The following is a 20,506-nucleotide window of genomic DNA, read 5'->3' on the forward strand; positions in this document are numbered from 1 at the left end:
ACACCCCGGCCCGGCGCGCACGGGGGGTGAGCGCGCCGGGCCGGGGGCGGAGCCGAGGGAGATGCCGCCGGACGTCCCCCTCGGAGGGAGGAGAAGCCGTGATCCGCTTCGGCCGGAGCGGGAGCGCTCCGGGCCGGGCGGGGACTACTTCAGGTGGAGCTGCTGGCCCGGGAAGATCAGGTCGGCGTCCTGGACGATGTCGCCGTTGAGCTTGAAGACCTTCTGCCAGCCGCCCTTGACGCCTTCCTTCTCAGCGATCTTGCTGAGGGTGTCGCCGGACTTCACCTTGTACTCGCCGTCGCCCTTCTGGACCTTCTGACCGGTCGGGGTCGTCACGGTCTTGGCGGACTCGGCCTTGGGGGCGGCCGGGGCGGTGCGCTGCTCGCCGCGGGAGGCGGGCTGCTCGGCCTGGCGCTCCTGCTGCTTCGGCTGGGCCTGCTGCTTCGGCTGGGCCTGCTCCTGCTCGGCCTGGCCGGAGCCGGTGTCGACACCCGGGTCCACACCGTCGTTGGTCAGACCGCCGGCACCGGCGCAGGCCCAGGCACCGGGGCCCTGCATGTCGAGGAGCTTCTCGGCGGTGGCGATCTGCTGGGACTTGGTGGCCAGGTCGGCGCGGGCGGCGTACTGCGTACCGCCGGCGGCTGCCCAGCTGGACTGCGAGAACTGCAGACCGCCGTAGTAGCCGTTGCCGGTGTTGATGGACCAGTTGCCACCGGACTCGCACTGGGCGACGGCGTCCCAGGTGGAGACGGAGGCGGCGGAGGCGCCGGTCGCACCCATCAGCGGGACGGCGACGGCGGCACCGGCGACACCGGCGAGCGTGGCGACACGGACGGCCTTGGACGGGCGGCGGTGCTTGCCCTTGCTGTTACGCAGCATGGAACTTCTCCTCACCGACGCCTACGAGGTGAGCTGTCGGGTTCGGGCCAAGTGAGTTGCCCGGCCGCGTGTCCTAGCACGCGACTTCACCCCAAGCCGGTCCTGATCGCTCTCGTACGGGACGAGTCGACCGGGCCCGGCGCTTACCTGGGTCCCCCGCTCCTGCCTACGGCGCTTTACGCGTCTGTTCCCTTCGACCGACGGCAGGATTCGGCGTGACGGTCGACGGGGCCCGCGGTGCGAGCGGTTCCGACCGTAAACACAGGCAACCCCCACATTCAAAGATGGACATACCGGTCAATCGGGCCTTACTTGCCATCAACAGAGGAACGTTTCCGCAGGTCGGGGGCGATATGGGCGGACCCGGCGGACGAGACACGCCAGTTGAAGCAAAGAGACCCATGTCTCACTTACGCATAAGTGGACATAGGCCTCTGAACTACCCCGGATTTCGGGGCGTTTTCCCGAATTGGATCAGTTGGCGGCGGCGCCCTCGACATCGCCGGAGGGGGCCGCGTCCGGGCTCAGCTCCAGGCTCTGGCCGGGCAGGATCAGGTCCGGGTCCACCCCGACGGCATCCTTGTTCGCCTCGTACAGCGCGGTCCATCCACCGGGGAGTTTCTGTGCGTCAGCAATCGCCCAGAGGCTGTCGCCCGGCCGGACGGTGTAGTCGCCGCCGACGGGTGCCGTACCGCCGTCGCGCGCCTCGCCCTCGCCGCGCGAGGCATGCCGGCCGGACTCGCGCCCGCCGTCCCGGTCCGCGGCCCGGCTCTCCTCGGGGGCCGGCGTACCGCGGTGCTTGCCTCCGGTGCCGTCCGTGCCCTTCGGGGCGTCAGGCGCCGAGGAGCCCTCGGGTGCGGGCGCCTTCGGGGAAGGGCTCGCGGGCGGCGCGGAAGGGCTCGACGAGGGGTCGGCCGCCTCGCCGGAGGCGTCGTTCCCGCCCGGCGTACCACCGCCGTCGGCTTCGTCCGCCGTCCCGTCCGTCCCGCCGTCCGGCAGTCCGTCCGCCGGCGCCATATCCGAAGGGTCGGCGGAGGGCGCGGGACCCGGGTCGACGCCCGGCAGCGAGCTGTCCGTCGCGAGTCCGGAGATCACCGCGCAACTGGGCCAGGCCTTCGGACCCTGGTCGCCCAGGACCTTCTCCGCCACGGCGATCTGCTGCGAGCGGCTGGCGAGGTCGGCCCGGGGCGCGAACGCCGTGCCGCCGTACGCGGACCAGGTGTCCTGCGAGAACTGGAGCCCGCCGTAGAAGCCGTTGCCGAGGTCGGCGCTCCACATGCCGCCGCTCTCGCACTCCGCGACCCGGTCCCAGGTCGAGGCCTCGGCGGCGTGCGCACCGGCCGCGCCGAGCAGCGGGATCGCAATGGCCGATCCCGTCACGCCCGCGGCGACGACGATGGCGGGTGCCTGGCGAGGGCGGCGGTGTCTGCCGTTCGCGGAGCCCATGGGGTTTGCCTTCCGTGCGACTGACTGGTGTGGGTACTGAGGTGACCGGCGAGTCACGTGACGCCCCGTTCGAGGCGTTGAACGGTGAACCTAGCGGGACTCGAACGTGTGTCACAAGTCGATGCAGCGCAGATCACGTGAAAGTCACAGAGTTGACGCAGCGTCACTTCTGTTGTGCCGCCGGCCCGGCTCGAACTCCACCGGCAGCGTGCGCAGTCCACGCATGATGAGACCTCCGCGCCACCGCAAATCGGTCGGTTCTCCCGCAAGTCGCAGCTCCGGAAGGCGTCGTAGCAGCGTCGCGATCGCCGCCTGCCCCTCCAGCCGGGCGAGCGGCGCTCCCAGGCAGTAGTGGATGCCGTGCCCGTAGCCGAGGTGCTGATTGTCACGCCGTGCGAGGTCGAGCGTGTCCGGGTCGTCGAACCGTTCCGGGTCCCGGTCGGCCGCGGCGAGCACGACGAGCACAGGATCACCCGCGGCGATGTCCCGCCCCCCGAGCGTCAGCGCCTCGGTCGCGAAGCGCCAGGTGGCCAGCTCTACCGGTCCGTCGTACCGCAGCAGTTCCTCGATGCCCGTGGCCAGCAGCTCCGTGTCCCCCGCGTCGAGCGCGCGATCGAGGAGCGCCCGCTGTTCCGGGTGGCGCAGCAGGGCGTACGTACCGTTTCCGATGAGGTTGACCGTGGTCTCGAATCCGGCGAAGAGAAGGATGAAGGCCATCGCGGCGGCCTCGTTCTCGGTGAGGTGCTCGCCGTGGTCGCTCGCCCGGATCAGACCCGAGATCAGGTCGTCGTCCTCGCCCTCGGCCCCCAGGCCCTCCCGCTTCCGGTGGATCAGCTCCGCGAGATAGCCGCGCATCTTCTTGACCGACCGGGCCACCCCGCCGCGCGGGCCGCCGCCGTGGCGGATCATCATGCCCGCCCAGTCCCGGAAGTCGTCCTGGTCCTCGCGCGGAACACCCAGCAGATCGCAGATGGCGTAGATGGGGAGCGGGAAGGCGAAGTCATGGATGAGGTCCGCCTTCCCCTCCTCGATGAAGTTGTCGATGAGGCGGTCCGTCAGCTCCTGCACGCGCGGCGCGAACTCCGCGACCCGGCGCGGGGTGAACGCCTTGGAAACGAGCCGGCGCAGCCGGGTGTGGTCCGGCGGGTCGATGTTCAGCAGATGCGTCATCAGCTCCGCCTTGCGCTCCCCCGGGATGCCCGTCTTCCCCTTGGCGTGCGCCGGCTCGGCGTGGTGCGCCGGGTTCTTGGAGAGCCGGGAGTCGGCGAGAGCCTGCTTGGCGTCCGCGTACCGCGTCACGAGCCAGGCCTCGACCCCGCTGGGCAGCGTCGTCCGGTGCACGGGGCTGTGCTCACGGAGCCATGCGTAGGCGGGGTACGGGTCGGTGGCGAACTCCCAGGTGAAGAGTTCGGGGGCGGGGGGCGCGGGCGCGGGGGCCGTGTCTCCGAAGGCGCCGGGGGCGTACGGGCAGACGGGGGCGGGCGCGGGGGCGTCGGCGGGGGGCTCGGCTGCGTCGGAGTGCGCGGGCGCGGGGGCGTCGGCGGGAGGCTCGGCTGCGGGCTCGGCGGGGCTGGCGTTCACCCCTCGACGTTATCCGGCCGCTCCTCACGGGCCGCCCGCAGATCGGCGAGCGCCTGCTCGGCACAGTGGTGTCCGGCCTCGACGGCCTTGCCGAACCACTCCTCGGCCTCGGCCTCGTTGCCCTCGTCCTCCAGCATCACCGCGAGTGCGTAGGCCGCGTTGTAGTCGTCCATCCCATGGCTCCGCTCGAACCAGTGCCGCGCCTCCTCCGTCTTTCCCCGGCCCTGCAGGAGATGCCCGACGTTGCAGGCCGCACTGGAGTTCCCGGCCTCCGCGGCCTGCCGGTAGAGGCGTTCCGCCTCCTCCTTGGCGCCCGCCTCGTCACGGATCAGCGCCAGATTGTTCATCGCCCTGGCGTCGCCCTGCGCGACGGCCTTTCCGTACCACTTCTCCGCCTCCTCCGGCTGCTCCCAGTCGTGGAGCAGCGAGCCGACCTGCCACGCGACATTGGCCTCCTGCCCGCACGCGGCCGCCTTCAGGTACCACTGCATGGCGGAACCCGTGTGCCCCTGCCCCCGGTGGAGGTCGCCCAGCCGCTGCGCCGCCGGGCCGTCGCCCGCCTCCGCGGCCTCGGTCAGCCAGAACTCCGCACGTTCGGCCAGTACGGAGCCGAGCTCGCGCTGCGCCTCCACGTCTCCCGCCTCCGCCGCGGCCTCCAGATACGGGATCGCCGCCTCCGCCTCGTCCCGGGCTGCCAGCGCCTTCCCGACCAGGGCCGCAGCCTCGGTGCTGCCCGCGTCCGCCGCGCTCCGGAACCAGCGCTCCGAGGCGGCCTCGTCGCCGAACTCCCGGTCGATCCGGCCGAGCGCCGTCAGGACGTCCGGATCGCCGTCCGCGTCCGGCTCCAGCGCCGCGTGGGCCCGCTGGTGGATGTCGTCGCGGAGCCCGCTGACACCGCGCACCACTTCGAGGGCGAGCAGCCACATCTCCAGGGGCACCGGGGAGGCGAAGCCCGGTGCCCGGTCGTGCGCGTCCGCCACCAGGGAGTGGTAGACCCGCCAGGTGTTCCTGCCCCGGCCCGCCACGAGCATTCCGGTCACCCCGTGCCGGACGCCGGACGCCCAGGCGAGGGCGTCCACGAGACTCTCCCGCTCGGCCCTGACGTACTCCGCCCCGTACAACCGGTGCGCCCGGCGCAGCACGTCCAGCGCGAGATCGTCGCCGGCCCCGCAGCGGGCCAGGTCGATCGCGGCGCGCACCAGCAGATGTCCGCGCGGATGGGCGTTGGCGCGGCGGGCGCGACGCCATTCGTCCGCGAGCTCGGGGCCGATGGCCAGGTACTCGGTGACACCCTGGTCGTTGCCCGCGTAGTACGCGCCCACCAGCCGGCGGTCGGACATGTTCTCGACCAGCCTCGACATCTCGTCCCGGCTCCATTCACGGCTCAGCTCGACCGGTTCCACCCCGATCAGCACCCGGGCACTCGCGGACGTGCCGAAGCGGTGTGTGTCGTACGCCTCGTCGCCCATCGTGGCGATCACCGGCGTGCTCCGCGCGACGAGGTCGGCGAGCACCGCCGCGGTCAGGCCGTTCTCGCCGAGGTGGCCCTCCAGGTCGTCGAGCCACAGGACGGCGTTCTCGCCGTGCCGCTCGCGCAGGACGGCGGGCAGGCCCCGCAGGTCCGTTCCATGCGGGGGCGCGTAGATCCGCGTCGTGCCGGAGAGATTGCTGAACAGTGCCGCCCAGGCCGTCCTGGTCTTCCCCGACAGGGGCTCCCCGGTCACCAGGACCAGCCCGCCGGACCGGGCCGCCTCCCGGACCAGCGCGCCCAGCCGCGTGTCGCAGTCCCTGCCCGTATATACGGGCAGGGCGGGCTCCTCGGGGAGCCTGCGGCTGCGCCGCACGCCGAGGGCGACCGGGTCGGCCCGGCCGAGCTGCGGCCACTCGGTGACCGGGGGCGTGGCGTGGTACGCGTGCGGTCCGAAGTAGTTGTTGTTCTGTACGCCATTGCCCTGGACGGGGCCGGTGAACGCGCCGTCCCGGAAGTCGGAGCGGTGGTCGCCGGAGGGGGTGCTGTCGCCGGTGACGCGCACCTGGTGGATCGCCCCGGTCGCGACCGCCGGGCCGTCGGACGTGCCGTCCGGCGAGGAGCGGCGTACGGCGTCCTCGCGGAGGGGGACCGCGTCGTCGGGTCCCGCCGGGAAGTCGAGCAGCGTTTCCCTCAGCACGGCCAGGGCCAAGGGGTACCTGCGGTTCAGGTCCAGGACCTCTCGGAACACCATGGACCAGGCCGTCCTGGCCGAGTCCGGGTCACCGTCCAGCAGCACGTTCTTGATCCTGCCGAGCCTGACCACGAAGTTGCCCAGGATGTTCCCCGGAACACGCTTGGTGTCCAAGCGGAACCGCTTCCACTCCCCGCCCGCCATCACCCGCATCAAGTCATCGGCCAGCGATTCCAGTTCCGCGCTCACGTCCTGTCCCCCACACCTCGAACGGCCCTGGCACCACGGTACTAACGGGTGTTGCCCTCCGCCGCCAGGATCGCGTCGCGGTAGGCACGGGCGGCGGCGCGCAGGGCGGCCTCCGGGTCGATGCCGTCGCGTTCGGCGCGCACGGCGAGGGCGAGCAGCTCGTATCCGATGGAGCCGCCGGTGGAATCTCCCGTGGAGCCGCCGGTGGGATCCCCCGTGGGATCCCCCGTGGATTCGCCCGTGGGCAGGGCGACTTCGAGCCCGGCGGTACGGACCCTGCTGCCGAGCTTGGCCGCGAGGGCCAGACCGGGCTGGCCGAGGGGGACGCCGTCGGTGACCGAGTCGCGCTGCTTCTCGATCGCCTTGGTCCGCAGCCAGTGCGCGCGGACGTCCTCCGGGGTCTCGGCGGTCTCGTCGCCGAAGACGTGCGGGTGGCGGTGGATCAGCTTCTCCACGAGACCGGCCGCGACATCGTCGACGGCGAACGGGTCCTCGGGGTCCTCCTCGGCGATCCGCGCGTGGAAGACGACCTGGAGCAGGACGTCCCCGAGCTCCTCGCGCAGTTCGTCGCGGTCACCGTCCTCGATCGCCTCGACCAGTTCGTACGCCTCCTCGATGGCGTACTTGGCGAGGCCCTCGTGCGTCTTCTGCGAGGTCCACGGGCAGGCGCGCCTGATCCGGTCCATCACCTCGACCACGTCCAGGAGCCTGGCGCCCGGCAGGTCGTACGAACCGGGCAGCAGCTCCAGATCCGGCATCGCCACCCGGCCCGAGCCGCCGAGACGGGCCAGTCCGTCGGTGAGCGGCCGGTTGCCCTCGCCGCCGACCAGCACCACCACGCTCCGGCCGCCCGCGCAGTCGGCGACGAGCTCCTCGGCGGTCGGGGCGGCGTGCTCGGCCGTGACGCCGGCCTCGCGCAGATAGGGCAGCTGCGGGTGGTCCGGCTCGGCGCAGAGCACGCGGTCGGCGGCGTGCAGCGTCTGCCACGCGGGCCAGGACAGCAGTCCGGGGGCGACCCGGTGGCTGGCGGTGAGCAGGACGATACGGCCGGGGCCGCCGGGGGCTTCAGCGTTCACCCCTCGAACCTACCCCGGCCCCGCGACAGGCCCCATGACGGCCGCAAACGCCCGGGGCGGCTCAGGCGCCGGCCTGCGGTTCGGGCGCCTCGGCCTTGGTGACCTGGGTGATCCAGGACGCCTTGTAGTCGCCGAGCTGGAGCTTCTGGTCGTCCCAGGCGCCGAAGCGCGGGTTGACGTCGATGTCCAGGGCCTCCGACGCCTTGGTGAGGGCCTCGCCCACGACCTGCTGCCCGGCGGGGGAACCGAGGTCGGCGCCGAGGGCCTCGGCCAGCTTCGGCAGCTGGACGTCCCGGCGCATGTCGCCGTCGATCTGGTCCGGGGCCACCCAGCGCTGCTGGAGCATCATCGCCTTCAGCTGCTCCTCCCCCCCGGACTGGGCGGCGCTCGCGAGGCGTGCCTCCTGGATCTCCTTGCGGCTGACGCTCACCCCGGCGTCCTTGGCGGCGCGGTCCAGGATCTGGCCGAAGATCAGGCTGTGCAGCTTGGCCCGGCCCAGCTGTCCGGACCTGTTCACCAACTGGGCCGCCTGCGGCGAGCTCCGCTGGGCGCTTCGGACGTCGGCGGCCTGTGCCTGGACCGTCGACACCTCGATCCGGCCCCCGCCGACGACGGCGGCGGCGCCGGGGTGGGCCTGGCTGCCGCAGGCGGAGAGAAGCGGTGCCGCGACGAGCAGTGCGGCGGAGACGGAGAGCGCGGTGCGACGGCGGTGCAAAGGAGCCTCCCGGGGAGAGTTTGTGCATCAGTGCACAAAGCCTTGCGGTGATCGATGTTAGGCAGTGGATGTGGTTCGGGCCACCGATTCGACCAACGATTCGGGAGGAGTTGGGGATGTGGGGCCGGTACGGGGCCGATCAGGGCATCCGTTCGACCGCGGGCCCCGGCCGCCGGTCCGGCCTCAGCATGATCGTGCGGGAGACGACGAACGTGACCGGGATGGCGGCCGCGGCGGCGGCCAGCGGGGCGTAGCGGCTGCTGAACCCGGCCAGACCGACCAGGACGTACACACCGCCGGTCGTGATGAGGAAGTTGGCGGCGTTGGTGAGCGGGAAGAGCAGGAACTTCCGCCAGGTGGGGCGGGTGCGGTAGGTGAAGCGGGAGTTGAGGAAGAAGGACCCGGTCATGGAGAGCGCGAAGGCGAGGACGTGCGCGGCGATGTACGGCAGCCGGGTCAGCAGCGCCAGGTAGCAGAGGTAGTACGTGCCGGTGTTCACGACGCCGACCAGGGCGAATCTGATCAGCTGCCCGACGACCGGCATCCTTTGCGCGGCGCCTTTCACCGGCACGGGTTCCACGGGTGTTCGGGGCTGATTCACCGGCGTAGGAGTTTCTGAGGTGTGTGCGGCTGCTGCGGCGTACCGATATTGGACGCCTTCACCAGGAAGTGCGGGCGGCGCTTCACCTCGTAGTAAATACGCCCCACGTATTCGCCGACGACTCCCACCATCACCATCTGCACTCCGGCGAGTGCGGTGACCACGACGAGGAGCGTGACATAGCCGGGGGTGTCGACGCCCCGCACCATCGCGACGCCGACGATCCAGGTGGCGTACGCGAGCGCGACGGAGAGCAGCAGCAGGCCTAAGTAGAGCGCGGCGCGCAGTGGCTTGTTGTTGAAGGAGAGCAGCCCGTCGAGACCGTAGTTGAGGAGCTTTCCGAAGGTCCAGGCGGAACGGCCCTGCTCACGGACGGCGTTCTCGTAGCTGAACGTCGTCGCGCGGAAGCCGACCCAGGAGAACAGGCCCTTGGAGAAGCGGTTGTACTCGGTGAGTTCGAGTACGGCGTCGACGGTGCGGCGGGACAGCAGCCTGAAGTCGCCCACGCCGTCGACGAGTTCCACGTCCACGAGGCGGTTGATCAGCCAGTAGTAGGCGCGGGCCGCGACCGTGCGGGTCACCCGGTCGCCCTTGCGGGTACGGCGGGCGATCACCTGGTCGTGGCCGTTGGCGTGCTCCTCCAGCATGCGGCCGATGAGCTCCGGCGGGTGCTGGAGGTCGGCGTCCATGATGACGACGGCGTCGCCCTCGGCGTGCCGGAGGCCGGCGAGCATGGCCGCCTCCTTGCCGAAGTTGCGGCTGAAGGAGAGGTAGCGGGCGCGCGGGTCCGCCGCGGCGACCCTCTCCAGGAGCTCCAGGGTCGCGTCCCTGCTCCCGTCGTCGACATAGACGAGCTGGAATTCATGCCCCAGTCGCGCCATTTCGTCCGTGACACGTGTGTGGAAGCGTTCGAGGATTTCCTCCTCGTTGAAACACGGCACCACTATCGAGATCAGCACGGAAGCACATCAACCCGCCCGGATGTCGGAACCCGATGCTCCACGTGGCCAATGGGCGTCGATTGAATGAACTGGCCCAATTCGCACAGGAGTTGTTCGTTCGACGCTGGCATATTTCTCCGTATGCCGAACTCCCGCCCCCGCGCCTCGGCCTGCGCTCTCGCCGCGCTGGTCACCGTCGCCGCCGTGTGCGCGGGCGACGCCGCGGCCCGCAGCTTCCCCTTCGGACCGCGCACCCACGGCGTCAATGACCTGGGCAACCAGTTCGTGCCGTTCCACACCCGGCTGTGGGACCTGCTGCACGGGCAGGCCGACGGCGGGGTGCTCCTCAACTGGCAGTCGGGGTTCGGGACGAGCTTCCTGCCGGACCTCGGCACCTATCTGACGAGCCCGTTCGCCCTGCTCGTCGGTGTCTTCCCGCGCGACCGCGTCGATCTGGCCCTCTACGTCGTGACCGTGCTGAAGATGGCCTCGGCCGCCGCCGCCATGGCGTTCCTGCTGCCGGCCCTGCGCGGCGGGCGCTGGTGGGTGGCCGGCCGCGCTGGGCGCCTCGTACGCCCTGTGCGGCTGGTCGGTCGTCGAGGCCTCGTACAACCCGATGTGGCTGGACGGTCTCGTCGCGCTGCCGCTGCTGTGCCTGGCCGGGGAGTGGGCGCGGACCGGGCGGCACCGGGTGTCGGCGCCGCTGGTGGTGGCCGTGATGTGGACCGCCAACTTCTATACGGCCTATATGGCGACCCTCGGGGCTGCGTTGGTGCTGGTGGTGCGGCTGGTGACCGAGTCGCGGGACCGGCGGACGGCGGTACGGGGGCTGCTGCGGGCCACCGGGACGGTGACGCTGGGGATCGGGCTCGCCGCGCCCGTCCTGCTTCCCGTCTACCTCGGTACGAAACACGCGTACCCCGGCTGGACGCGCCCCTTCGCCCCTGCGGCCTGGCCCGATGTCCTGGCCCGGCTGCTTCCCGCCACGTACGGATTCTTCACCCCCGCGCTCTTCCTGGGCACCGGCACCCTGCTGCTGGCCTGCGCGCTCGCCTTCCAGCGGTCCGTGCCGCACCGCGAGCGGTGGGCCTGGACAGGGCTGGTGGCGGCCGTGGCGCTGTCCTTGCAGTGGGGACCCACGCATCTTCTCTGGCACGCCTTCGCGACGCCGAACGGGAGCCCCTACCGGCAGACGTTCGTCCTGGCCGGGTTCCTCGTGATCGCCGCCTGGATCGCGGTGTCGTACGACTGGCCGGGGTGGCGTGCCCTGCTCGGCGGGGGCGCGGTCGTGACGGCGGTCGCGGTGGCGGCCTCGTCGAGCGGTCTGGTCACCCGGTGGACGTATCCGCTGTTCGCCGCGGGCCTGCTGGCGGCGGGGGCCGCGGTGACCCTGGCCCGGCGGGCCCAGAGGGGCGGGCGGGGGTGGTACGCCCTGCCGGCCGTGCTGCTGCTGGTCGGCGCACAGGCCGGGCAGGCCGCCGCCACGACCGCGTACGCCGACCGGCAGCGCCTCGTGCGGCTCGACGACTACGCGCCCTGGGGCGCACGGCAGAGCGCGCAGGCCCAGGCGGTGGACGGGGCCGACGGCTGGCCGCGCCACCGCACCGACCCGGGCCGCGAGCCGACCACCGCCAACGACCCGCTGGTGGTCGGCGGCCAGGGCGGCGCGTACTACAGCAGCCACACGCCGGACGTCCTGACCCGCACGATGCGGGCCCTCGGCGGTGGCTGGACATCACGCGGCCGCGCCGTCCAGAGCCTCGACAACCCGGTCACCGACGCGGTGTTCTCGGTCGGGGCGCGCCTGCGTACGCCCCCCGACCCGCATCAGCCGTGGAACCCGCGCGACGACCGGCCCCCGACGGTGACCCGGGCCCCGGTGCCGCCCTTGGTGACCGTGCGCGGACCGGACTCCGGCCGTGCGCCGGCGTACGGCCCCTGGCCGTTCCGGAACCAGGAGCTGCTGCTCGGCACCACCGTCTACACCGTCCCGGCGACGACGCTGCGGGACGCGGCGGGAGCCACGGGGACACCGGGGACAGGGACAGGGACACGGAGGGGGACAGGGCCGGGGCCGGGGACGGGGACGGCGGGGCGGGGGACGGACGGTACGGCGGGGCGGAACGGGCCGGGGGCCTACCGGGTGGAGCGCGGCGGTACGTACACCCTGAGCGCCCGCTGCCCGGCCGGACGCGAGGTGTACCTGTGGGCGCCGGACCTGTTCGGGCGCGCCGCGCTGGCGGAGACGCGAGGGGTGCGGCTCCAGGGGCAGTTGCCCGCGCGGAGCGCGGCGATGGAGCGGCTCGGCACACCGGCGGGACCGGCGGGACCGGCGGGACCGGCGGGACCGGCGGGGGACGCTCCGTCGAGCCTGGTCGGCAGCACGTCCGGGCACAGGGCCGGGGGCGCGGCCGGGGGCGTTCCCGTGCGGGTCACCCTGCGGCCCGAGCGGGACGGGACCGTGCCGCACTCCGCCATCGGCTGCCTGGACCGGACCCGGCTGGCCGCGGCGGTGACCGCCCTGACGCGCACCGGGGCGACCTCCGTCCACGTCAGCGGCGACGGTGTACGGGCCGAACTCCCGCCCGGCACCGCGGGAACCGCCGTGCTGGCCGCGCCCCGGATCGCCGGGTGGCGCTGCGACGGCCGGCCGGCCGACGCCTACCTGGGGCTGGTCGCCGCGCCCGTACCCGTCGGCGCCACGTCGGTCAGCTGCACGTTCCGGCCTCCGGGGCTGCGCGCGGGGGGCGCCGCGGGGGCGGTCGCACTGCTCGTGCTGCTGGCGACGGCGGCAGCGGGGCGGCCGGGCCCGCGCCGGGCGGCGGCCCGGCTGCGCGGCGGCTCCTGAGGCGACGGGGACGGGTACCGGGACACCCGGTCAGCCGCCGCGTACGTCCTGCTGGTGGGCCAGCCGGCGGCGCAGCTCCACGGGCAGCGGGTGGTGCGGCCCGTACACGCGCTCGGCGTCGTACAGCAGGGCCTGGATCTGGGCCCGTCCCGCGGCGTGGTCGCCCACTGCGAGGAGCAGGTGCCCGATGCGGTGCCGGATGTCGAAGGCGCGGCCGGGGCCGGTGGTGACCGCGCCGTACACGTTCTCGTAGTACGGGAGGACGGCACGGTACTCGTTGAGCGCTGCCGCCGCCTCGCCCAGTTGCTCCAGGCACAGCGCCGCGTCGTAGCGGTACTGGAGCGTCTGCGCGTCGGCCGGGCCGGCCTCCGCCAGGCGGTCCTCGGCGAGGCGGCTCAGCTCCGGCAGGGCACGGCGGTACTGGCCGTCGTCCATCAGCGTCGCCGCGTACTGCTTGCGCAGGATCCGGACGACGGGTGAGTGCTCACCGTGTTCCGCTGCGGCCGCCGGGAGGATGTCCCCGAGGATGTCCACGGCCTGGGTGATCCGGCCCTCGCCGAGCAGCCGCTTCACCTCGTCGACCGCCTGCGCCACATCGGGCCGGGCGGCCGGTGCGGGCACGGGTGCGGCGGGGCCGGGCGGAGCCGGGGCGGATGCCGGAGCCGGGACGGATGCAGGAGCCGGGGCGGCCGGAGTGGCGGCCCGGTCCGGCCACGGGGCGTGCGGCCGGAGGAAGGGGCGGGTCGGGTCGAGCGGTCCGGCCGGGGCGCCGTGGCTGGGCAGCAGCGGGCGGAGCGTCTCGTACACCTCCTGGGCAGAGGCGGGCCGGTCCTGCGGGTCCTTGGCGAGCAGCCGCAGCACGAGCGCTTCGAGCTGTGCGGGGATCTCGGACCTGAACCGGCGTACCGGGAGCGGCGGCTCGTAGAGGTGGCGGTGCAGGACACCGAGGGCCGTGGATCCCGCGAACGGCACGTCGCCGCTGAGGAGTTCGTGCAGGAGGACGCCGAGCGCGTACAGGTCGGTGTACGGGCCGACGGCGCCGCCCATCGCCTGCTCCGGGGCCATGTAGGCCGGGGAGCCGATCGGTGAACCGGTGTGGGTGAGGCGGGTGGTGTCCGTGTCCAGGACGGAGGCGACGCCCAGGTCGAGCACGGTGACGGTGCCGTCGGGCCGGACCATCACATTGCGGGGCTTGAGGTCGCGGTGGACGATCGGCACGGCGTGCACCGCGGAGAGTACGGCGCAGAGCTGGGCGGCGACCGAGACGGCCCAGGGCCAGGGGTACGGGACGTGCTCGGCGAGATGGTCGGCGAGGTCGGCGCCCTCGACGTACTGCATGACGAGGTAGAGGTCGTCGTCGTCGCTGCCCGCGTCGTGGACGGTGACCAGTCCGGGGTGGTCGACCTGGGCGGTGACCCGGCACTCGCGGACGAACCGGCGGCGCAGCTCGTCGGCCGCCTCGCTGCCGGTGGGTCCGGCGACCCGGTCGGGGCGCAGCAGCTTCACGGCGACCCGGCGGTCCAGGCGCTGGTCGTACGCCGTCCACACCTGGCCCATGCCGCCCTGGCCGAGGATGGTGGCCAGCTCGTACCGCCCGGCGATGACCCGTCCGCTCACCGCCCCTCCCCCTCCTTGCGGAGGTAGTCGCTCAGCTCGTCCAGCTCGGCGCGGACCTGGTCGAGGCGCTGGGGCGCGGCGGGCCCCGGGGCGGCGGGCGGGTAGCCGTAACCGGGGGCGGGCGGCGGCGTCGGGACGGCCGTCGCGGCGTACTGGCCGTACGGGGGCCGGGCGTGGGGCTGGGGCTGGGCGTGGGGCTGGGGCTGGGCGTGGGGCTGGGGCTGGGCGTGGGGCTGGGGCTGCGGGTGGAGCTGGGGCTGCTGCGGGGGCCGGCCGTGCGGCTGGGACGGGAACGCGGGCTGCGGCGGGAACCCCTGCTGGTTCCGCCGGTCGCCGTACGGACCTTCCGGACCGTAGTGACGTATCTCCGCGTACAGGTAGTACGCCACCACGCCGACCATGACGCCGAAGATCCAGGTGACCCCGATGAACGCCTCCGCGTCCGTCGTCTTGTCAGGGTCCTCGGGCATGGCCAGCATGAACGCGAAGAGCCCGGTGTTGAGCGCGAACACGAGCGCCAGCAGGGCCCAGTCGCGGCCCTTGCGGGTGACGATCGCGAGCCTCAGCATCGCCCCCCAGGCCAGGAACCCGAGGCTCAGTACGGTCAGCGCCACAAGAACCACGCGCACCGCGGTCAGCGCCGCCGACGACGGACGACGCTTCGGTGGCTGCTGCGGCGGATAGCCGTAGCCGTGCATGTGCCGCTCCCGGGAGGCGTGTGTGTCGGACGTGTGCTGTGAGCGTATACACCGACAAGGACACCCGGTCGCGGGTTGCGCACGAGCACTGTGGTTCACATCACTTCGGGGCGACCGTGCCGTCCGTCAGCCCGTCGTACATGCCCTGTACGAGCAGTCCGCCGAGCCGCCCGGCCGCCCGCAGCGCGTCCTCGAACTCGGCGAGCGTGCGGAACTGTTCCCCGTACCGCCGCTGTTCGGCGAGCGGCAGCCGGGGCAGCTGGAGGCGCCGGGCGTCGAGCCGGGTCGCGGTGGAGGCGTAGCTGCTGGCCTGCCGGTTGTTGGCGGTGCCGCGCAGGAATCCGGCGAGGAACCACGGGTCGATCGCGGCCGGGTCGGGGCGCAGCACCTGGAGGTTGCGGCCGAGCACGGCGCCCGCGGTGGCCTCGTCGACGACCCGGGTGACGGAGCCGCCGCCGAGTACGGGGACGACGACGTCGCCGGGTTCCAGGAGTACGGCGTCGTCGGCGCCCTCGGCGGGCGCGGCGGCGGTCGGCGCGGGGGTGCCGCTCGGCGCCGTACCGGCCAGCACGTCGTGTTCCGTGAGGACGGTGCAGCCACCGCCGCCGGACCCTCCGGCGCGCAGGTGCAGGGCCCCGGCACGGGCGAGTTCGCCGACGGTGGTGAGGGGCCAGTGGGCCGGGTCGGAGAGGTCGGCGGGCGGTGGGGTGAGCCGGGCGGTCAGCCGCAGGGTGTCGGCCAGCCGCTCCCGTACGCGGATCAGCCCGGCCGCTCCGCCACCGGCGGCGGGGCGCGGCAGGTGCCGGGCCGGGGCGAGGTCCACGTCGTCGTCGAGGAGTTCGATGACGGGGACGGCACGGCTGACGCCGGTGGAGCCGGTGGAGCCCGCGGATCCGACGGGGGGTGCGGTCGCGGCGGAGTGCCCGGTGTGGTGCTGCCAGGCGTCGAGCACGGCACGGTGCACCGCGGGCCAGTCGATCCGGTCGCGGCCCCCGCCCGCCGGGTTTCCGGGCCCGGCACCGGCCCCCGAGGCCGGTTCGGCGGGCTCGGCCATGTCGACGAGCAGCAGTTCGGGCGCCGGACGGAGGCCGCCGCCCGGCCTGCGCAGGATCCAGAGGTGGAGCGGGATGCCGTACGGGGGCGCGGCACCGGCCGGAAGGGCGATGACCGCGCGGAGCGCTCCCCGGCGCAGCAGGTCGGCACGGATCCGGCGGCCGGAGCGGCGGGACGCGGCGGCCGGCGGCATCAGCAGCACGGCGGTGCCGCCGTCCTTGAGACGGGCCAGTGCGTGCTGGACCCAGGCGAGTTCGGACTCGGTCCGGGCGGGGAAGCCGTACTCCCAGCGTGGGTCGTAGGCCAGTTCGTCGTGGCCCCAGTTGCGTTCGTTGAACGGCGGGTGGCAGAGCACGGCGTCGGCGGCGAGCTGCGGGAAGGCGTCGACGCGCAGCGTGTCACCGGTGCGCACGGCCAGGACGGTGCCGTCGGCCCCGGGTCCGTCGCGGTGGAGGGCGAGGCGGAGCGCCGTGAGCGCGGCGAGGTCCGGGTCTGCTTCCTGCGCGTACAGGGCGGTGGGCCTGCTGACCGCGCGCAGCAGGGAGCCGGTCCCGGCGGCGGGGTCGAGCACGGTGCGGGCGAGCTGCCTGCCGGTGCCCCTGTCCGTGTCCTTCTCCGGTTCGGCGAGGGCGGCCATCAGCTCCGCGAGACCGGGCGGAGTGAGGGTGTACTGGCGGGGGTTGGCGTCGAGCTGACGGCCGAAGAGGAATTCGAAGGTCTGCCGGGCACCGGATCCGGCGGCGAGTTCGGCGGCGGCGCGCAGCAGCGGGACGGACGGCAGCAGACAGGCCGCGTCCGGGGTGTGAACCACCCGGGCCACCGAGTCCACCGGGTCCGCCGAGTCCACCGGGTCCACCGGGTCCGGGAGTTCACCGGAGCGGTGCGGCGATCCGGCGTCCGGGCCGAAGCGCGCGGCGAGGACGTCCTCGATCGCCTGCGGCAGCACACCGGCCATGCGCTCGTCCCGGACGGCGGCGAGCTCCAGCCAGGCGGTCGGCCGGTCCCTGACGACCAGGAGGGCGCAGCCGGTGTGGATCAGGGCGGTGACGGCTCCCGCGGGGTGCCCGGACACCTGCTGCCAGACCCGTTCCCGGAGGGGGATCTCAGCGAGTTTCCCCTGGTCGCGCAGCCATTGCTCCACCTCGGGCAGCGCGAAGGACGGGCTGGTCTCGGTGCCGCCGACGGGCTTGGGGAAGTCGGCGTGACGACGGCGCCAGTTACTGACGGCGGCCCGCCCCACACCCGCGAGCCGCGCGATCCCCGCTGCGGTCACCTCTGTCGCGTTCTCCGGCACTGACCTGTCTCCCCTGATCCGTCCGCGCTGTGTCGGCGAGCATACCGACTTGATGGACCTTCACCGATTCACAGTGTGACCCAACCCCTCCACCGTGAACCGTGTTGACTCGGTTCACAAGCTCTGCTGTTATTGACCTGTCCCTGCCCCTTCCGGACCGGGACGGCATCCACGTCATCCGTGACGCGTACCGCCCGTCGCCTTCACTCGATTCGTTCCGTACGCCGTTCCCGTGTTCACCGAAGGGCACAGCCATGTCCGAGTACCGCCGGTCGCCGCAGCAGGTGTACGCCCCCGCTCATGCGCCGGGCGAGCATCCGGCCCGCCGCGGACTCGGTACGACGGCCTTCGTCCTCGGTCTCACCGGCAGCGTCCTGGGGCTGATCCGGCCGCTCTTCTGGCTCGCGGGGGGCCTGGGCCTGCTGGCCCTCCTCCTCGGCCTGGCGGGCCGGCGCCGCATCGGACGCGGTACGGGTGCCGACAACGGCATGACCAGCTTCGGTGCCCTGCTGGGCGTGGTCGCGCTGACCCTGGCGCTCGTCGGGGCGGTGCTCGCGGTCAAGGCCGTGGGCGGCACCACCGTTCCCGGCCCGACCGACTGGCCGTCGACGGCCGCTTCCACCGGAAGCCCGCACGACGCGCCCCACCGCGTACAGCAGTTGGCCCGCACACCCTGAATCCGGCGCAGGCCCGCTCCTGACGACCGCCGACCCGCTCCTCACGACCGCCGGTCCCCGAACAGCCATGCCCTGCTCGGCCCGGCTCTCCGCCGGCACCTGAACAGTGCCCGTTCCGGCGCTCAGTTCCCGCTGCCCGCTCGCTCACTTCACTCCCGGAGTCATCACCCATGCGTCTGCTCGCCCGCACTGCCGTCAACACGCTCTGCGCCCTGTCCGTACTCGGCCTCGCCGCCTGCGGCACCGGCTCGGCCGATCCGAAGGACACGGGCCCGTTCGCGGACATGTCGGGCCCGGAGGTCACCAACAAGGCGCTGTCGACCACGAAGAAGGCGAAGTCCCTGCGGGTCGCCATCGACGTCCGGTCGGCCGACAGCCCGGTCAAGGCCGATTTCTCCGCGAGCAGCACCGGCGACTGCACCGGGACCATGTCCATCGGAGCGGCGGGCACGATGGAGATCATCAAGACCGGTGACACCGTGTACACGAAGTTCGACGAGGCGATGCTGCGCGAACAGTCGAAGGGCGAGCCGAAGGCCGATGTCGATGCCGCGGTGAAGCTGCTCGCGGGCCGCTGGATGCAGTCGAAGGCGACGGATCCGGACACCAAGGACAGCATCGAGTTCTGCGACCTCGACGGGCTCCTGAAGGAATTCGAGGCGAACGACACCGCCGCCCGCAAGGCCGGGGAGACCGAGGTCAAGGGCAAGCCCGCCCTGCGGCTCACCGAGAAGGACGGCAAGGAGACCTACACGGTCCTGGTGGCCGCCGAGGGCGCGCCGTATCTGCTCCGCGTCACGTCCGAGGGCGGCGAGGAGCCGACGACCATGGACCTCTCCGAGTTCGACGAGCCGGTGGTGGCGAAGAAGCCCGCCGCCAAGGACATCGTCGACCTGGAGCAGCCGGCGGGCTGACGGCCCGCACCCGGGAGGCGCCCGTACCCGGAGGGCTCCGACAGCGCCCGTACACGGGAAGGGCTTCGGCAGCGGGGGAACTCACCGCTGCCGAAGCCCTTTCCTCACGCTTTGTGCCGCTTCCTCACACCTTGTGCCGCACCCACACGTTGGGCTCGACATAGACCGCGTACCCGTGCGCGACCGCACAGTGCACCGGCAGGAGAGCCCCCGGCACCTCCACCGGACCGTCCGTGTCGAACGGCAGCCCGGTCCACTCCCGCCACTGCGCGAGCGAACCGCTCACCGTCATCGACACCGGCGCCACCGCCTCGATGACACCGCCCGCCCGCACATGGACCCGCAGCCACGGGTCGTACGGCAGCCCGTCCTCCTCCCGGGTCCGGTGCGCGTAGTCCTCCATCGGGACCGAAGCGGACAGGTGCTTGGCGCTCGGCCGGACCGGGGCGACGACCTCCCCGAAGCCGAGCCGCCGGGCGTTGTCCCGCAGCGCCGCCACCATCCGGCCCGAGATCCCCTGCCCCTGGTGTCCCGTGGCCACGGTGATCTCGATGGCACTCACGGTGTCGGGCACGCGCCCGCGCCGCAGATCGGAGAACGCCCACAGCAGCACCTGGTCCCAGCCGCCGGTGGGCAGCTCACCGCGCCCGGGGCCGCCCAGTTCGAAGGGAACGCTGTACGCACGGGCGACCACGGCACCGTCGGGGCCGGTGGCCACGAGCACGTACTCCGGGAACTCGACCGCGATGCGCGGGAAGTTCGCCCAGCCGACCAGGTCCTCCAGGACGAACTCGGGCCAGGTGTCCGGCATCGCGTTCATGGGGCCGGCGAGCTCGGGGCGCGCGGCGAGGGTGGTGATGATCAACTCCATATGGCCGAATCTAACCGGCACACCTCGGCCATGACCAGCTATTTTCGGCCCGAGCCCGGATTCAGCCGCCGCACTGCGCGAGCATGGCCCGCTTGTCGGCGGTGGTGACCGGCAGTTCGTACTTCAGCGAGACCTGCGCGAACCGCACCGCGTACGAGCAGCGGACCGGCTTGTACGGCGGCAGCCACGACGCGGGGCCGGAGTCGCGCTTGGCGTTGTTGGCGGGGCCGTCCACCGGGATGAGGTTGAGCGGATCGTTGGCGATCCGCTGTCGCTTGGCGTCGTTCCAGCGGGCGGCGCCCATCTGCCAGTCGTAGGACAGCGGCATCACATGGTCGATCTGCACCTTGGTGGCCTGCTGCTTGCGCCAGGCGATGGTCGCCCCCGTGTACGGGTCCTTGAGCGTCATGGAGATGACCACGCAGTCGGAGCCGGAGCGGTGCTCCACGTCCTTGCCGTCGCGCGCGAGGAGGTCGTTGCGGGTGTCGCAGCCGTTGCGGGAGAGCGGTATGCCGTCGACGGAGTCCTTCCACGCGTAGCCGAACCTGTCGCGCTCGTAACCGGTCTTCGGCCCGCGCCCCTTGGTGGCCACCTGCTCGATGATCTTCCGCCCGGCCGCCCGGTCCGCGTCGGAGGTGAGGGGCGCCAGACCCGGCTTCGTACCGTCGGGGTTGTCCAGCGGGCTGGCCCCGAAGCCCTCGGCCGACCGCCCGCCCCCACCCGAACCGCCGCCCGAACCGCCCTCGGCCGCGAGGTCGTCGGGGTCGCACCCCGCCAGGGACAGCACGGCCACCGCGCTCAGTACGGGCAACACCACTCGGTACGTACGGGGAGATATCACGCGTAGCCATCCTGACGGGGAGAAAGCCGAACCCGGGAATCCT

Annotated in this window: 15 protein-coding genes, 1 pseudogene and 1 riboswitch; of the genes and pseudogenes, 3 read left to right on the forward strand and 13 right to left on the reverse strand. The window is 72.8% G+C overall.

From position 1 onward, the window contains the following. Nucleotides 1-144: 144 nt before the first annotated feature. From OHA98_RS34675 to OHA98_RS34710, 8 genes are all read right to left on the reverse strand, one after another. Nucleotides 145-879, reverse strand: a complete 735-nt coding sequence (locus OHA98_RS34675; RefSeq protein WP_266931682.1) for a transglycosylase family protein — start codon at nt 877-879, stop codon at nt 145-147. A 3-nt stretch (nt 880-882) separates the two neighbouring features. After that, nucleotides 883-1,063, reverse strand: a riboswitch (cyclic di-AMP (ydaO/yuaA leader). A gap of 290 nt (nt 1,064-1,353) precedes the next feature. Further along, nucleotides 1,354-2,325, reverse strand: a complete 972-nt coding sequence (locus OHA98_RS34680; protein WP_266931683.1) for a transglycosylase family protein — start codon at nt 2,323-2,325, stop codon at nt 1,354-1,356. Between the two features lie 144 nt (nt 2,326-2,469). Next, nucleotides 2,470-3,906: a cytochrome P450 gene (locus OHA98_RS34685; protein ID WP_266931684.1), complete on the reverse strand. Its 1,437-nt coding sequence runs from the start codon at nt 3,904-3,906 to the stop codon at nt 2,470-2,472. Continuing rightward, nucleotides 3,903-6,317: a tetratricopeptide repeat protein gene (locus OHA98_RS34690; protein ID WP_266931685.1), complete on the reverse strand. Its 2,415-nt coding sequence runs from the start codon at nt 6,315-6,317 to the stop codon at nt 3,903-3,905. The genes OHA98_RS34685 and OHA98_RS34690 overlap by 4 nt, the downstream gene beginning before the upstream one ends. Nucleotides 6,318-6,358: 41 nt before the next feature. Beyond that, nucleotides 6,359-7,393 carry a nucleoside triphosphate pyrophosphohydrolase gene (locus OHA98_RS34695; protein ID WP_266931686.1) on the reverse strand — a complete coding sequence of 345 codons (1,035 nt, stop codon included), beginning with the start codon at nt 7,391-7,393 and terminating at the stop codon, nt 6,359-6,361. Between the two features lie 61 nt (nt 7,394-7,454). Continuing rightward, nucleotides 7,455-8,108, reverse strand: a complete 654-nt coding sequence (locus tag OHA98_RS34700; RefSeq protein ID WP_266931687.1) for a SurA N-terminal domain-containing protein — start codon at nt 8,106-8,108, stop codon at nt 7,455-7,457. Nucleotides 8,109-8,247: 139 nt separating this feature from the next. Continuing rightward, on the reverse strand, nt 8,248-8,652 hold the full coding sequence (locus tag OHA98_RS34705; protein ID WP_266931688.1) for a GtrA family protein: 405 nt from the start codon (nt 8,650-8,652) through the stop codon (nt 8,248-8,250). Nucleotides 8,653-8,705: 53 nt separating this feature from the next. Then, nucleotides 8,706-9,668, reverse strand: a complete 963-nt coding sequence (locus tag OHA98_RS34710) for a glycosyltransferase family 2 protein (RefSeq protein ID WP_266931689.1) — start codon at nt 9,666-9,668, stop codon at nt 8,706-8,708. A gap of 123 nt (nt 9,669-9,791) precedes the next feature. On the opposite strand from OHA98_RS34710, the pseudogene OHA98_RS34715 reads away from it, so the two are divergent. Next, nucleotides 9,792-12,498 (forward strand): annotated as a pseudogene (locus OHA98_RS34715) (YfhO family protein). 30 nt (nt 12,499-12,528) lie between these two features. Here OHA98_RS34715 and OHA98_RS34720 read toward each other — a convergent pair. From OHA98_RS34720 to OHA98_RS34730, 3 genes are all read right to left on the reverse strand, one after another. Further along, nucleotides 12,529-14,115, reverse strand: coding sequence for a serine/threonine-protein kinase (locus OHA98_RS34720; RefSeq protein WP_266931691.1), 1,587 nt, complete (start codon nt 14,113-14,115; stop codon nt 12,529-12,531). Further along, on the reverse strand, nt 14,112-14,813 hold the full coding sequence (locus OHA98_RS34725) for a hypothetical protein (RefSeq protein ID WP_266931692.1): 702 nt from the start codon (nt 14,811-14,813) through the stop codon (nt 14,112-14,114). The genes OHA98_RS34720 and OHA98_RS34725 overlap by 4 nt, the downstream gene beginning before the upstream one ends. 100 nt (nt 14,814-14,913) lie before the next feature. Further along, complete coding sequence (locus tag OHA98_RS34730; protein ID WP_266931693.1) at nt 14,914-17,160, reverse strand: N-6 DNA methylase; 2,247 nt, start codon at nt 17,158-17,160, stop codon at nt 14,914-14,916. Between the two features lie 254 nt (nt 17,161-17,414). Here OHA98_RS34730 and OHA98_RS34735 point away from each other — a divergent pair, with 254 nt between their 5' ends. Continuing rightward, nucleotides 17,415-17,837, forward strand: a complete 423-nt coding sequence (locus OHA98_RS34735) for a hypothetical protein (RefSeq protein WP_266931694.1) — start codon at nt 17,415-17,417, stop codon at nt 17,835-17,837. Nucleotides 17,838-18,007: 170 nt separating this feature from the next. Then, nucleotides 18,008-18,751 (forward strand): hypothetical protein, encoded by a 744-nt coding sequence (locus tag OHA98_RS34740; protein WP_266931695.1) that lies wholly within the window; start codon nt 18,008-18,010, stop codon nt 18,749-18,751. Between the two features lie 124 nt (nt 18,752-18,875). On the opposite strand, the gene OHA98_RS34745 is transcribed toward OHA98_RS34740, so the two are convergent. Both OHA98_RS34745 and OHA98_RS34750 read right to left on the reverse strand, forming a co-directional pair. Continuing rightward, nucleotides 18,876-19,622, reverse strand: coding sequence for an N-acetyltransferase (locus OHA98_RS34745; protein WP_266931696.1), 747 nt, complete (start codon nt 19,620-19,622; stop codon nt 18,876-18,878). Nucleotides 19,623-19,683: 61 nt separating this feature from the next. Further along, nucleotides 19,684-20,463, reverse strand: coding sequence for an HNH endonuclease family protein (locus tag OHA98_RS34750; protein WP_266931697.1), 780 nt, complete (start codon nt 20,461-20,463; stop codon nt 19,684-19,686). Nucleotides 20,464-20,506 lie beyond the last annotated feature (43 nt).

The organism is Streptomyces sp. NBC_00654 (assembly GCF_026341775.1).
GTDB lineage: Bacteria > Actinomycetota > Actinomycetes > Streptomycetales > Streptomycetaceae > Streptomyces.